Genomic DNA, 13,645 nt, shown 5'->3' on the forward strand with positions numbered 1-13,645 from the left:
GGCGAGACCAGTCCGCTCCGCTCTGTTCAGCTGGTCCAGCCGGAACCGCCCGGTCCGTGGCCCGTCGAGGACCCGGTCCAGGGCCGAGCGGATGCAGCGTGCCAGGCGCAGGCCGTCCGGATCCAGGAACCGCAACGCCCGCTCGGCCCTGGACACCGCCTCCCCGGTGCGGACCGGGTGACCCGGTTCCGCAGGTTCCGCAGGTTCCGCGACGGCCTGCGGCGGCACAGGCGCCTCGTCGGCCGGGCGGGGCGCCAGTTGATCCCGTATCCCCCGTACCTCGCTCTCCAGCGCCTCGACGCGCCTCCCGAGGTGCCCGGAGTCCGCCGGAGCACCGCCCCCTGCCCCCGTATCGCGGGCGAGCATGCCCATGAGCAGGGCCACGACAGCCTGGCTCTGCCGCAGCCGCTCCCGCTCCTCGTCGAGCTGCCGCCGCAGCCCTGGCTCTTCCGGGCCCGGGTCGGGGTCGGCCGCCTCGTCCCGCAGCTCCCGCAGCTCCCGCAGCTCCCGCAGCTCCCGCTGCTCCCGCTGCTCGCGGGCCCGCTGCGCGGCACGCAGATCCCGCACCCGCTGCTGGAGCAGCTCCGCCTCGGAGTCCGGGGCACACGCGCGCAGGACGGCGTCCACGAGCGGGCCCTCGCTGGCGAGTCCGACTCCGGCGAACCGCTTGGAGAGCGTGGCGTCGCTGGGAACGCGCCTCCCACCCGTGAACTCGGTATCCCGGGACAACCGCTCCCGGAGCTGTCTGAAGGTGAGTTCGGCCCGCTCCAGCTGCTCGCGCAGCAGAGTCGCGATGGCGTCCAGTTCCTTGCTCTCCCCGCGCAGCGGGCCCCATGGCCGCCCCTGCGAGCCCCTCCTGCCGGCCACATCCCTCCCTTTGTTCATCTAAACAAGATGAAGTTCAGGAAACAATAGGGGACTGCCCTCCCCCTGGTCCAGGATGGATCCGAACCCTCAACTTCCCCACGAAAGCGGTGCATTTCATGGAGGACGGGACGTGACGGCGACCAGGGTCCTCATCGCCTGCGTCGCAGTGCTCTTCGCCGCCGGGACGGCACTCGCCGCCGGTCTGCTCGCCGACGACGGACTACCGCCGCGCAACCGGCTCCCGCACATGGGCACGACGTTCGTCCTGACCCTGTCCGCCGAGGCCATCGTGCTCGGCATCGCCGGATTCTCCGTGGAATGACCAACACCAAGCGCCGCGTGCCGGCCGTCGCGCTCGTCAGCGCGGCTCTGCTGGCCGGAGGGGCGGCCACCAGCCACGCACAGTCCGCCTCCGGGTGGACCGGCCAGGCGGGGACCGCCGTCAGCGACGGGCAGGGTTCCGACCAGACGCTCGCCGCCCGCTGGGCCGCCTGCGCGGCCAAGGTCAACAACCCGCACTGGTCGAAGGGCGCCAAGTCCGTCATCTTCAAGACCCGCGTCACCTGCGCGGGGAACATCGCCAAGGTCCATGTGAAGGTGATCGGCAAGCTGTACCGCAAGAGCGGCGGCAGGTGGAAGGTCGTCACCGCGTCCAACCAGACCGAGGTCAAGTCGACCAACGGCACGGTGTCGACGTACTACACGCCCAAGAAGGGCGGCAAGCGCGCCACCCTGGACGGCGTCTACCGGGGGAAGATCACGGTGCGGATCACCTCGCCGTTCCCCGGCACCAAGGGGAAGGCGTCGTCCAAGGCCGTCAAGGTGAACACCCCGGGAAAGTGAGCGTATGAACTGGGAAGTCCGGCTTGAGCTCGAAGCCCCGCAGACGGGCCTCGACCCCGATGTCATCGCCGCACACCTCGCCCAGTGGTTCGCGGCGCACGGCATCGCGGACGCCCTCCCGCAGCTGACCGTCACCGACGGGGGCGACGCCGAGACGGTGGGGGCGAACCTCACCCTCGCCGCCGCCACCCCCGGCCAGGCCCTGGACGAGGCGGTACGCCTGCTGCGGGAAGCCGCCGAGGGCTCCGGGGTCCCCGTGGGCCCGCTCGCCGGGGCGGAAGTCGAACGAGTCGACTGACCCACCACCACGCGCCCCCTCCGCACAGCGCGAAGCGGCCCGGTCGCCGGAATAATCGATTATTCATTCGTCCGTCTATGATGGCGGCATGACTCAGCACGCCGGCCCGCCAGCGAAGCAGATGCTCTCCGAGCAGGTCTATACGCGTCTGCGGGACGCGATCATGCGGGGGGACTACGCCCCCGGGGACGCGCTCAAGCCGCAGGATCTGGCCCGGGAGCAGGGCGTGAGCCTGGCGGTCGTGCGCGAGGCGCTGACGCGGGTGGTCGGCGACGGGCTCGCCGACCGGCTGCACAACCGCGGCTTCGCCGTGCCCGCCGTCTCCGACGACCGCTGGCAGCAGATCGCCGAGGCGCGGCGCGCGATCGAGCCGGTGGTGCTGCGCATGTCCGTCGAGCGGGGGGATGTCGAGTGGGAGGCCCGGGTGCGGGCCGCCCACCACCGGCTGGCCCGCACGCCGGCATACGCGACGGACGAGAGCAGGTACTACAGCGACGACTGGGCCGAGGCCCACCGGGTCTTCCACCGGGCGCTGCTGGAGGGCTGCGGCAACCCCGTCCTGCTGGAGACGTTCGACCGGATGTGGACGGCGAGCGAGCTGGCCCGCCGGTGGTCGGGCGAGCGCAACCCCCGGCGGGACGGCGCCGAGGAGCACCGCCGGCTGGAGGAGGCGGCGCTGGCCCGCGACGCGGATGCCGCCGCCGCGGCTCTCGTCCAGCACCTCACTCTGACCGCGTCGGGCCTGACGGCGTAACTTCCGGGTGCCCCGAACGCGGAGCCGCCGTGCGGACTTTCGCGACACCTCCAGGGCCCTGGGACCCTAGGCCGCCAGCCACGGCACTCGGCACACGTGGGGTGCCGAGCCCTCCGGGCACAGGGCTCTGATCACCTGCTTGCGGATGGCCCGCCAGGTGCGCAGGGAGCACACCAGCCGGACGCGCAGCTCGACCGCCTCCCGCGTACCGCTGTCCTGCCCGGGGTGCTCCGCGGTCCACTGCTCCGCCAGGAGGTCGTACACATCGGCGGTCGTCAGATCGCTCCCGGGCAGCGTGCGGGCGACGGTCACATCGACGGTTCGGGCGCTGTGCGACGCCACGGCGTCCGCCACGAGCCGCCCGGCCCAGGCCAGGCCCTCCTCGTCGGCGTACAGTCCGAACCGCAGGGTGCGCGTCCGCATGGTGTCATGCCTTCTCGATGCTCTTCTTCGTACAGTGCTTCGCACGGTACCCGGTGGGCATCTGGTTGTTGGCGTTCTTGATGGCGGCCTTCCACGCGGCGGACTCCGTCTTGGCCTTGCCCTTGCCGACGACATGCCCCTGGCCGCTGTTGTCCGAGATGCGGATCTTGGTGCACTTCACCACTGCGACATACCCTTTCGCGGCCTCCGCGGGGGCGGCGACGCCCAGCGAGAGCAGGCCGGCGACGAGGACGGAGGCCAGCGGGCCGGCGACCAGACGGGTCTTGCGCATGCGAACTCCTCCAAGAAGATCGACACTTCGTATGGGGAGTCACTCAACAGCACCTGCGCGCCGCGGACAAGAGCGCACAAGAAAACGGTTCCCGGAAGCACATACTCCGGGAACCGCTTCTCCGTGTGCGGAGGGGGTCAGTCCTCGCTGCCGCCCTGGCCCTCGGACGAGTCCACGTCCTTCTCCAGGCCGAGCTGCTCGGCCAGCCACTTGTCGAACTCGATCGAGGCGCGCACCCAGCTCACCGTGGACGAGACGAAGTGCTCCAGCGAGACGCCGGTGCCGATCAGCATCTGCACCTCGCCGATGAGGCGGACGCTGCCGTCGTCGTGGGTGTGGGTGTAGACCTTCGGCCACAGGGTGCGGCGGTTCCAGTCGTCCACCGCGTCCAGCAGCTTGGGACGGTCCTCGATCGTGTGCGGGCGGTCGTAGAACGTCCGGACCGAGAAGACCTGCTGCTCCTCCTCGCCCCGGAACATGAAGTAGGTCCGGAACTCCTCCCACGGCGCCGCGAGGTCCCCCTCGTCGTCGACGACGTACTTCAGCTCCATCTGGTCGAGGAGCTGCTTGACGAGGTCCTGGTCGGGGAGCACGGGACCGGTGGGACCGCTCTCCTCCGGCTCTGGCTGGCCCCCGAAATTCGGAATCGAGGACGGGTCGATGCTCACGTGGGTGTTCCCTTCATACGGCTCCGGCCATCCTCCCGCATCGGGGGGCGGGGCCCGCAACCCCGTGTCCGGGCGGCGCACGGGCCGCGCCTCACGCCGGGCGGTACGACCCGATCAGGCGGGCCAGATGCCGCCCCGCCGCCTCCAGCGGTTCCGCGCTCCGGGCCACCTGCGCCGCCAGCTCCGCCCCCTCCAGCGTGCTGATCACCGTGGACGCCAGCTCCCGCGCGTCGTCCTCCGCGATCCCCGCCGCCTTCAGCTTGTCGAAGACCAGGCCGCGCCAGCGGGCGAACGCCTCGGCTGCGGCCTGCTGGATGTCGGGCACGCGCCCCGCCGTCCCCAGCGCTGTCGCCGTGACGGGGCAGCCGTCGGCCCAGTCGGAGGCGCGCAGCCCTTCGACGAGGCTGCGGACGCAGGCCGCGACGGCCGCCTCCGGGGTGTGCTCGCCGGCCAGCACCTCCCGCAGCATGTCCGCGAACTCCCCGTCGCCGTGCCGGATCGCCGCGACCGCCAGCTCCTGCTTGCCGCCGGGGAAGAAGTGGTAGACGGAGCCGAGGGTGGCTCCGGCCTCCCGGGAGATCTGCTTGATGCCCGTGCCGTCGTAGCCCTGCCGCTGCATCAGCCGGGACGTCGTCCGCACGATGCGCTCGCGCGTGCCGAGGGCGGCGTCGGTGTCCTGCTGTGGCGTCGTCTTCACCCCGTCATGCTACCGAATAGAGCGTTCGTTCCAGAGCCGTGCTACGTTTTCGCCAGCGCTCTGGATAGAGCGTTCATTCTAGTTCTGACTCTGCTGCGAAGGGGTTTGCCGCCATGGGTGCGAAGAAGAAGCCGGTGACGATCGTCGGGCTCGGGCCGATGGGGCGGGCGATGACGCACGCGTACCTGGACCGGGGCCACCAGGTCACCGTGTGGAACCGGACGGCCGGCCGGGCCGACGAGGTGGTGGCGGCGGGAGCCGTCCGCGCCGACGGCGTCGCGGACGCGCTGGCCGCCGGCGAGCTGGTGATCCTCAGCCTGACCGACTACGACGCGATGTACGCCATCCTCGAACCGGCCTCGGCGGCGCTGTCCGGCCGGGTCCTGGTGAACCTCAGCTCCGACACCCCGGGGCGCGCCCGCGAGGCGGCGGAGTGGGCGGCGGGCCACGGGGCGCGCTTCCTGGCCGGCGGGGTGCTGACGCCCCCCTCCGGGATCGGGCAGCCGACCGCCGCCACGTTCTACAGCGGACCCGAGGAGGTCTTCACGGCGTACGAGGACACGCTGAAGGTGCTCACCGGCACGGACTACCGAGGCGCCGACCCGGGCCTCGCCCCGCTGCACTACCAGATCCACATGGACATGTTCTGGACGACCATGGCCAGTTGGCTGCACGCCCTCGCGCTGGCCGGCGCGCACGGGATCTCAGCGGAGGAGGTCATGCCGTACGCCGCGGACGCCACCTCGATCCAGCAGTTCCTGGCCTTCTACACGCCGCGGATCGACGCGGGCGCACACCCCGGCGACGTGGACCGGCTGACCATGGGCACGGCCAGCGTGGAGCATGTCCTGCACACCACCCGCGACGCGGGCGTCGACACCGCGCTCCCCGAGGCACTGCTCGGGGTGTTCCGGCGCGGCGTCGCGGCGGGCCACGGGGACGACAGCTTCACCAGCCTGCTGGAGGTCTTCCGCGAGCGGGAGGCCGCGTAGGCACTGCCCGCGAGGGGGCTGCCCCTTGCTGTTCCGTCGCAGTCCGCGGGTGAGCTGTGGCTGGGCGCGCAGTTCCCCGCGCCCCTGAAGCGCCCCTTCGGGGCGCCCCGGGTCGCGCCCCGAAGGGGCACGGGGCGGCCCCGGACGAGCCCTAGGGGGTGTTTCGAAAGCCCCGTGCGGCGCATGGGGCGTCCGGTGCGTGCTCTCGGCGTGCCGGGTGAAAGCCCTCGTACTGGGCGTACTCGGGCTTTCGGCCGGTGCGGCGAGAGCACGTGCCGGGCGTTCCAGGTGGCGTGCGGGGCTTTCGAAACACCCCCTAACTCCCCGTGCCCACCATCAGGCCCTCCCAGCCCTCGACGTGGTCGACCCGGACGGTGTCGCCGTCCTTGACCTCGCCGGCCAGGATCTCCCTCGCGAGCTGGTCGCCGATCGCGGTCTGGACGAGGCGGCGCAGGGGCCGCGCCCCGTACGCCGGGTCGTTGCCCTCGGCCGCCAGCCAGTCCAGCGCCGCGTCGGTGACCTCCAGCGCCAGGCGCCGGTCCGCGAGGCGCCGCTGGAGCGCGTCGATCTGCAGCGACGCGATCCGGCGCAGCTCCTCGGGCGCGAGGGCGGAGAAGACCACCAGGTCGTCCAGCCGGTTCAGGAACTCCGGGCGGAAGGCCGCGCGGACGGCCGCCAGCACGTGCTCGCGCTTCGCGCTCTCCTTCTCCAGCGGGTCCATCAGATGCTGGCTGCCCAGGTTGGAGGTGAGGATCAGGATGGTGTTGCGGAAGTCGACCGTGCGGCCCTGGCCGTCGGTGAGGCGGCCGTCGTCCAGCACCTGGAGCAGGACGTCGAAGACGTCGTGGTGCGCCTTCTCCACCTCGTCCAGCAGCACCACCGTGTACGGGCGGCGGCGTACGGCCTCGGTGAGCTGGCCGCCCTCCTCATAGCCGACATAGCCGGGGGGCGCCCCGACGAGGCGGGCGACGCTGTGCTTCTCGCCGTACTCGCTCATGTCGATGCGGACCATCGCCCGCTCGTCGTCGAAGAGGAAGTCGGCCAGGGCCTTCGCCAGCTCGGTCTTGCCGACGCCGGTGGGGCCCAGGAAGAGGAAGGAGCCGGTGGGGCGGTTGGGGTCGGCGATTCCGGCGCGGGTGCGGCGCACGGCGTCCGAGACCGCGCGGACCGCCTGCGTCTGGCCGATCAGCCGCTTGCCCAGCTCGTCCTCCATGCGCAGCAGCTTCTGCGTCTCACCCTCCAGCAGCCGGCCGGCCGGGATGCCGGTCCAGGAGGAGACGACGTCGGCGATGTCGTCCGTGCCGACCTCCTCCTTGACCATGGTGTCCCGGGACTGGGCCGCCTCCTCCTCGGCCTCGGTGGCCTCCTCCAGCTCGCGCTCGGCGCCCGGGATCTCCCCGTACAGCAGCTTGGAGGCGGTGTCGAAGTCGCCGTCGCGCTGGGCGCGCTCGGCCTGGCCGCGCAGCTCGTCCAGCTTCTCCTTCAGCTCGCCGACCCGGTTGAGGCCCTGCTTCTCCTTCTCCCAGCGGGCCGTGAGGCCGCGCAGCTCCTCCTCCCTGTCGGCCAGCTCGCGGCGCAGCCGCTCCAGCCGCTCGACGGACGCCGGGTCGGTCTCCTTCTCCAGCGCCAGCTCCTCCATCTTCAGGCGGTCGACGGAGCGCTGGAGCTCGTCGATCTCGACAGGGGAGGAGTCGATCTCCATACGGAGCCGGGAGGCCGCCTCGTCGACCAGGTCGATGGCCTTGTCGGGGAGGAAGCGGGAGGTGATGTAGCGGTCGGAGAGCGCTGCCGCCGCGACCAGCGCGCCGTCCGCGATCTGCACCTTGTGGTGCGCCTCGTACCGGCCCTTGAGGCCGCGCAGGATCGCGATCGAGTCCTCGACGGTGGGCTCGGCCACCAGCACCTGCTGGAAGCGGCGCTCCAGCGCGGGGTCCTTCTCGATCCGCTCCCGGTACTCGTCCAGGGTGGTGGCGCCGACCATCCGCAGCTCGCCGCGGGCCAGCATCGGCTTGAGCATATTGCCCGCGTCCATGGCGGAGTCGCCGCCCGCACCGGCGCCCACGACCGTGTGCAGCTCGTCGATGAACGTGATGATCTGCCCGTCGCTGTCCTTGATCTCGGCGAGCACGGTCTTGAGGCGCTCCTCGAACTCCCCGCGGTACTTCGCGCCCGCGACCATCGCGCCCAGGTCGAGGGCGACGATCCGCTTGTCCCTCAGCGACTCGGGCACGTCCCCCTTGACCACGCGCTGCGCCAGCCCCTCGACGACGGCGGTCTTGCCGACGCCCGGCTCGCCGATCAGCACCGGGTTGTTCTTGGTGCGGCGGGAGAGCACCTGGACGACGCGGCGGATCTCCTGGTCCCGGCCGATCACCGGGTCGAGCTTGCCGTCCCGCGCGGCCCGCGTCAGATCGGTGCCGAACTTCTCCAGCGCCTTGTACGTCCCCTCCGGGTCCGGGTTGGTGACGCGCTTGCCGCCGCGCGCGGCCTGGAACGCCTCCAGCAGCTTCTTGTCACCGGCGCCCTGCTCCCTGAGCAGCTCGCCCGCCGCACCGCCCTTGGCGGCGATGCCGATGAGCAGGTGCTCGGTGGAGACATACGCGTCGCCCAGCTCCTTGGCGCGCTGCGCGGCGTCGGAGATGACGGCCAGCAGCTCGCGGTCGGGCTGCGGCTTGGAGACGGTCGAGCCCTGCGCCGCGGGCAGCCCGCCGAGGACGCGCTCCGCGCCGGAGCGGAGCACCGCCTGGTCCGCCTCCACGGAGGCGATGAGGTCCTGGACGTTCTCGTTGTCCTCGCCGGTGAGGAGGGCGAGGAGCAGGTGCGCCGGGGTGATGTCCGGGTGGCCGTCGGTCACGGCGCGGCTGTTGGCCGCCGCGATGGCGTCCCGGCTCTTGTTCGTCAGCTCCGCGTCCATGGTTCTGGCTTCTCCTCCTCGGCCAACCTTGAGTCCATCTGACTCAACTAACTGTACAACCCTCAGCCCATCCCCGCTGTTCCCCGCTGCGGCTCGTCGATTCCGGCACACCCGCTGACGGCAACGGAACCGCACCCCGCAGACGCGCCGCCGGACACACCGCGGGCGGGCCGCCCGGCGTGGGGCGGCCCGCCCGGAGAACAGGTGGGGGCGCGGGGCCGAGAGGGGGCGCCCCTCTCACTGACGGGGATCGCGCGGCTTGGGCCGCCAGACGACCAGCGCACTGGACTGCCGGACATCCTCGTACGGCACCAGGTCCCTCCGATAGGAGGCATGCACCTGGGCCTCCCGCTGCTGCATCGCCGCCGCCGCGCCCTCGACGGCCGCGGACAGCTCCGCGACCTTCGCACGCAGCGCGGACACCTGCTGTTCCAGCTCGATGATCCGCTTGATCCCGGCGAGGTTGATGCCCTCGTCCTGGCTGAGCCGCTGGACCTCGCGCAGCAGTTCGATGTCGCGGGCCGAGTAGCGGCGGCCCCGCCCGGCCGTGCGGTCGGGCGAGACCAGGCCCAGCCTGTCGTACTGCCGCAGGGTCTGCGGATGGAGCCCCGACAGCTGAGCGGCGACCGAGATGACGTAGACCGGCGTTTCCTCGGTCAGCTCGTATGCCGCTCCTACGCCCCGCCTGCGTCCGCCTCGGCCGTCCACTTCAGTCTCCCTTCGCGGCCTTGAACAGCGCCGCCCGCGGGTCCTCCCCCGCGGTCGCGTCGCGATATGTCTCCAGTGAGTCCTTCGCCTTGTCGCTCAGATCCCGCGGCACGGTCACCTCGATGGTGACCAGGAGATCACCCCGGGTGCCGTCCTTGCGGGTGGCGCCCTTGCCGCGGGCCCGCATGGTGCGCCCGGACGGAGTACCCGGCGGGAGCTTCAGGGTGACGGGCGGGCCACCCAGCGTCGGGACCCGGATCTCGCCGCCGAGCGCCGCCTCCGGGAAGGTGACCGGGACGGTGACGGTGAGGTTGTCGCCCTTGCGGCCGAAGACCGGATGTCTGTCCACATGCACCACCACATACAGGTCGCCGCCAGGGCCGCCGCGCTCGCCGGGCGCGCCCTTGCCGCGCAGCCGGATGCGCTGACCGTCGCTGACACCGGCCGGGATGCGCACCTGCATGGTGCGGGAGCTGGTGGCGCGGCCCGATCCCTTGCAGGTGTCGCAGGGGTCCTGCGCGATCAGCCCGCGCCCCTTGCAGTCCACACAGGGGTCGGTCAGCGAGAAGCCGCCGCCCCCGCCGCGCGACACCTGGCCGGTGCCCACGCAGGTGGGGCAGACGCGCGGGGAGCCGTTCTTGTCGCCCGTCCCCGCGCACTCCTTGCACGCCGCGCTGGAGGACATCCGGAGCGGGACCGTGGCCCCGTCCACCGCCTCGGTGAAGCTGAGCGTCACCTCGGACTCGATGTCCTGGCCCCGGCGCGGCTGCGTCCGGGTGCCGGTGCCGCCCCGGTTGAACAGGCCGCCGAACACGTCGCCGAGCCCGCCGCCGAAGCCGCCCGCGCCGCCGGGGCCCCCCGCGCCTCCGCCCTGGCCGCCTCCGAAGAGGTCGCTCAGGTCGAAGTTGAAGGAGCCCCCGCCGGGGCCGCCGGGACCGCCGGCGCCCCCGGGCCGCAAGCCGCCGTTGCCGAAGAGGGCGCGCGCCTCGTCGTACTCCTTGCGGCGCTTGGCGTCCCCGAGGACGTCGTACGCCTCGGAGGCGTCCTTGAAGCGCTCCTCGGCCTTGGGGTCGCCGGCGTTGGCGTCCGGGTGGTTCTCACGGGCGAGCTTGCGGTACGCCTTCTTGATCTCGGCCTCGGTGGCGTCCTTGGGGACGCCGAGAACCTTGTAGTAGTCCTTCTCGATGAAGTCCTTGGTGCTCATTCCCGACGTCCCTCCTCCCGTGCGCCGCCCGTCTCGTGGTCAGCCCTCGTCCGGGCCACCGCTCTCCTCATCCGCTGCCGCACCCGACTCCCCCGCCGACTCGCTCTTCGCGCCCGGCTGCGGCTCGGCGACGCCGACCCGCGCGGGGCGGATCGTACGCTCGCCGATTCGGTACCCGGGCTGGAGGATCTGCACGCACGTCGTCTCCGTCACATCCGGGGAGTACGAGTGCATCAGCGCCTCGTGCACCGTCGGGTCGAAGGGCTCGCCCTCCTTCCCGAACTGCATCAGGCCCATCTTGGCCGCGACCATCTCCAGCGACTCGGCGACGGACTTGAAGCCGCCGACCAGCTCGCCGTGGTCGCGGGCGCGGCCGATGTCGTCCAGCACCGGCAGCAGCTCGGTGAGCAGGTTCGCGACGGCGATCTCCTTGACCGACGCGCGGTCCCGCTCGACCCGGCGGCGGTAGTTCTGGAACTCCGCCTGGAGCCGCTGCAGGTCCTGGGTGCGCTCGTGCAGCGCGGTGCGGGTCTGGTCCAGCTCATCGGCTGGCGCCGCCGATGTCTGCTGACCGCTCGCATCGCCCGCGCCGGACCGGGCTCCCGGCTCCTCGCGCGCCCCGTCGTCATCACCTTGCTCGTCCCCGGCCAGCGGGCCCGGGGCCGACTGCTGTGCGGCGTCGGCGCTGGCGCTGGCGTCGGCGGGGACGTCGGGCTCCTGCTCGAAGCCCGGGGTCTCCTCCGTCACGCGGCACCGCCCTTCGGCTTGTCGTCGTCCACGATCTCGGCGTCGACGACATCGTCGTCGGCGCCGCCCTGGGCCCCGGCCGCACCGGCGTCGGCGCCGGCGGCACCGGCACCCGCGGCGCCCGCGGCACCCTCGGCGCCGCCGGCCGCCTGCTGGGCGTCGGCGTAGAGCGCCTGGCCCAGCTTCTGGCTGGTCGCCGCGACCTTCTCGGACGCCTCGCGGATCGCCGAGGTGTCCTCACCCTTCAGCTTCTCCTTGAGGTCCTCGACGGCCGACTCGACCTCCGACTTGGTGTCGGCGGGAACCTTCTCCTCATTGTCCTTGAGGAACTTCTCCGTTGTGTAGACGAGCTGCTCCGCCTGGTTGCGCGTCTCGGCGGACTCGCGGCGCTTGGCGTCCTCGTCGGCGTACTGCTCGGCCTCGCGCATCATGCGGTCGATGTCGTCCTTGGGCAGCGCGGAGCCGCCGGTGACGGTCATCTTCTGCTCCTTGCCGGTGCCCAGGTCCTTCGCGGCCACGTGCATGATGCCGTTGGCGTCGATGTCGAAGGTGACCTCGATCTGCGGCACGTTGCGCGGCGCCGGCGGCAGCCCGGTGAGCTCGAACATGCCCAGCTTCTTGTTGTACGCCGCGATCTCCCGCTCGCCCTGGAAGACCTGGATCTGCACCGAGGGCTGGTTGTCCTCCGCCGTGGTGAAGGTCTCCGAGCGCTTGGTCGGGATCGTGGTGTTCCGCTCGATCAGCTTGGTCATGATGCCGCCCTTGGTCTCGATCCCCAGGGACAGCGGGGTGACGTCCAGCAGCAGGACGTCCTTGACCTCGCCCTTGAGCACACCCGCCTGCAGGCTCGCGCCGATCGCCACGACCTCGTCCGGGTTGACGCCCTTGTTGGCCTCCTTGCCGCCGGTCAGCTCCTTGACGATCTCGGCGACGGCGGGCATCCGGGTGGAGCCGCCGACCAGGACCACGTGGTCGATCTCGCTCAGCTGGATCCCGGCGTCCTTGATGACGTTGTGGAACGGCGTCTTGCAACGCTCCAGCAGGTCCTGGGTGAGCTGCTGGAACTGAGCGCGGGTCAGCTTCTCGTCCAGGTGCAGCGGGCCCTCGGCGGACGCGGTGATGTACGGCAGGTTGATGTTCGTCTCGGTGGACGAGGACAGCTCGATCTTCGCCTTCTCGGCGGCCTCGCGGAGCCGCTGGAGAGCCATCTTGTCCTTGCCCAGGTCCACACCGTGGCCGGACTGGAACTGTTTGACCAGGTAGTCGACGATGCGCTGGTCCCAGTCGTCGCCGCCGAGGTGGTTGTCGCCGTTGGTGGCCTTCACCTCGACCACGCCGTCGCCGATCTCCAGCAGCGAGACGTCGAAGGTGCCGCCGCCGAGGTCGAAGACCAGGATCGTCTGGTCCTCCTTCTCCAGGCCGTAGGCCAGCGCGGCGGCGGTGGGCTCGTTGACGATGCGGAGCACGTTGAGCCCCGCGATCTCCCCGGCCTCCTTGGTGGCCTGCCGCTCGGCGTCGTTGAAGTACGCCGGGACGGTCACGACGGCGTCGGCGACCTTCTCGCCCAGGTACGCCTCCGCGTCCCGCTTCAGCTTCTGCAGGATGAAGGCGCTCATCTGCTGCGGGTTGAAGTCCTTGCCGTCCAGGTTGATCTTCCAGTCGGTGCCCATGTGACGCTTGACCGACCGGACGGTCCGGTCCACGTTGGTGACCGCCTGGCGCTTGGCGACCTCGCCGACGAGCACCTCGCCGTTCTTCGCGAAGGCCACGACGGACGGCGTGGTCCTGGCGCCCTCGGCGTTGGTGATGACGGTGGGCTCACCGCCTTCGAGAACACTGACGACGGAGTTCGTCGTACCCAGGTCGATGCCGACCGCACGAGCCATTTCGGTTTCCTCCAGTGGGATCTCTTGAGTGAAGCTGACTCAAGCGTGCCGCACAGATCGCCATACGTCAAAAGAGGTGAGCTTGGCTGGCTCAACTTTCCCTCTCCCCGCTGCTCAGGGGGCTTCCGCGCCCCGGGCAGGGCGCCCGCGCCGCACGGCATCCGGGTGACTTCGCGGAGCTGGCCGGTCATGCACGTGACGTGCCATCCCGCGTCTCCCACTATGACAAATCTGGCATTCCGGGATTTCCGCGTATCGAGGACGTATCGAGGAGGAGCCCATGTCCGCAGCCCCGCAGGCCGCACAGGCACCGCAGTCCTCGCAGGCCCCACACCCCCCACACCCACCACAC

Annotated in this window: 15 protein-coding genes; 5 read left to right on the top strand and 10 right to left on the bottom strand. The window is 71.3% G+C overall.

The features are described from left to right. A partial coding sequence (locus tag G5C65_RS17860) for a NaeI family type II restriction endonuclease (RefSeq protein ID WP_277608067.1) occupies positions 1-885 on the bottom strand: 885 nt, incomplete at its 3' end. 112 nt (positions 886-997) lie between these two features. On the opposite strand from G5C65_RS17860, the gene G5C65_RS17865 reads away from it, so the two are divergent. From G5C65_RS17865 to G5C65_RS17880, 4 genes are all read left to right on the top strand, one after another. Then, positions 998-1,189, top strand: coding sequence for a hypothetical protein (locus G5C65_RS17865; RefSeq protein WP_165299852.1), 192 nt, complete (start codon positions 998-1,000; stop codon positions 1,187-1,189). Beyond that, positions 1,186-1,710, top strand: coding sequence for a hypothetical protein (locus G5C65_RS17870; RefSeq protein ID WP_165299853.1), 525 nt, complete (start codon positions 1,186-1,188; stop codon positions 1,708-1,710). The genes G5C65_RS17865 and G5C65_RS17870 overlap by 4 nt, the downstream gene beginning before the upstream one ends. Before the next feature lie 4 nt (positions 1,711-1,714). Next, positions 1,715-2,008 (top strand): hypothetical protein, encoded by a 294-nt coding sequence (locus G5C65_RS17875; RefSeq protein ID WP_165299854.1) that lies wholly within the window; start codon positions 1,715-1,717, stop codon positions 2,006-2,008. A gap of 88 nt (positions 2,009-2,096) precedes the next feature. Beyond that, positions 2,097-2,762, top strand: coding sequence for a GntR family transcriptional regulator (locus tag G5C65_RS17880; protein ID WP_165299855.1), 666 nt, complete (start codon positions 2,097-2,099; stop codon positions 2,760-2,762). Positions 2,763-2,828: 66 nt separating this feature from the next. Here G5C65_RS17880 and G5C65_RS17885 read toward each other — a convergent pair whose 3' ends face one another. From G5C65_RS17885 to G5C65_RS17900, 4 genes are all read right to left on the bottom strand, one after another. Next, entirely contained in the window at positions 2,829-3,185 is a 357-nt protein-coding gene (locus G5C65_RS17885; RefSeq protein ID WP_165299856.1) for a hypothetical protein, read from the bottom strand. 4 nt (positions 3,186-3,189) lie between these two features. Then, positions 3,190-3,477, bottom strand: a complete 288-nt coding sequence (locus G5C65_RS17890; protein WP_165299857.1) for a hypothetical protein — start codon at positions 3,475-3,477, stop codon at positions 3,190-3,192. A gap of 137 nt (positions 3,478-3,614) precedes the next feature. Then, the gene (locus tag G5C65_RS17895; RefSeq protein WP_165299858.1) at positions 3,615-4,145 is read right to left on the bottom strand and encodes a YbjN domain-containing protein; all 531 of its coding nucleotides are present in this window, start codon (positions 4,143-4,145) and stop codon (positions 3,615-3,617) included. A gap of 91 nt (positions 4,146-4,236) precedes the next feature. Beyond that, positions 4,237-4,842, bottom strand: coding sequence for an LmrA/YxaF family transcription factor (locus tag G5C65_RS17900; protein ID WP_165299859.1), 606 nt, complete (start codon positions 4,840-4,842; stop codon positions 4,237-4,239). A 113-nt stretch (positions 4,843-4,955) separates the two neighbouring features. Between G5C65_RS17900 and G5C65_RS17905 the strand changes: the two genes are divergently transcribed. Beyond that, positions 4,956-5,834 carry an NAD(P)-dependent oxidoreductase gene (locus G5C65_RS17905; RefSeq protein ID WP_165299860.1) on the top strand — a complete coding sequence of 293 codons (879 nt, stop codon included), beginning with the start codon at positions 4,956-4,958 and terminating at the stop codon, positions 5,832-5,834. Between the two features lie 316 nt (positions 5,835-6,150). Here G5C65_RS17905 and clpB read toward each other — a convergent pair whose 3' ends face one another. The 5 genes from clpB to dnaK form a co-directional block, all read right to left on the bottom strand. Then, positions 6,151-8,748 (bottom strand): ATP-dependent chaperone ClpB, encoded by a 2,598-nt coding sequence (clpB, locus tag G5C65_RS17910; protein WP_165299861.1) that lies wholly within the window; start codon positions 8,746-8,748, stop codon positions 6,151-6,153. Between the two features lie 237 nt (positions 8,749-8,985). Continuing rightward, positions 8,986-9,456 (bottom strand): heat shock protein transcriptional repressor HspR, encoded by a 471-nt coding sequence (locus tag G5C65_RS17915; RefSeq protein ID WP_165299862.1) that lies wholly within the window; start codon positions 9,454-9,456, stop codon positions 8,986-8,988. A 1-nt stretch (position 9,457) separates the two neighbouring features. Then, positions 9,458-10,660, bottom strand: a complete 1,203-nt coding sequence (dnaJ, locus tag G5C65_RS17920) for a molecular chaperone DnaJ (RefSeq protein WP_165299863.1) — start codon at positions 10,658-10,660, stop codon at positions 9,458-9,460. 39 nt (positions 10,661-10,699) lie between these two features. Continuing rightward, positions 10,700-11,407, bottom strand: coding sequence for a nucleotide exchange factor GrpE (gene grpE / locus G5C65_RS17925; protein ID WP_165299864.1), 708 nt, complete (start codon positions 11,405-11,407; stop codon positions 10,700-10,702). After that, the gene (dnaK, locus tag G5C65_RS17930) at positions 11,404-13,293 is read right to left on the bottom strand and encodes a molecular chaperone DnaK (protein ID WP_165299865.1); all 1,890 of its coding nucleotides are present in this window, start codon (positions 13,291-13,293) and stop codon (positions 11,404-11,406) included. The genes grpE and dnaK overlap by 4 nt, the downstream gene beginning before the upstream one ends. Positions 13,294-13,645: the final 352 nt, after the last annotated feature.

Origin of the sequence: Streptomyces boncukensis, from assembly GCF_011045075.1 — a bacterium.
GTDB classification, from domain to species: domain Bacteria; phylum Actinomycetota; class Actinomycetes; order Streptomycetales; family Streptomycetaceae; genus Streptomyces; species Streptomyces boncukensis.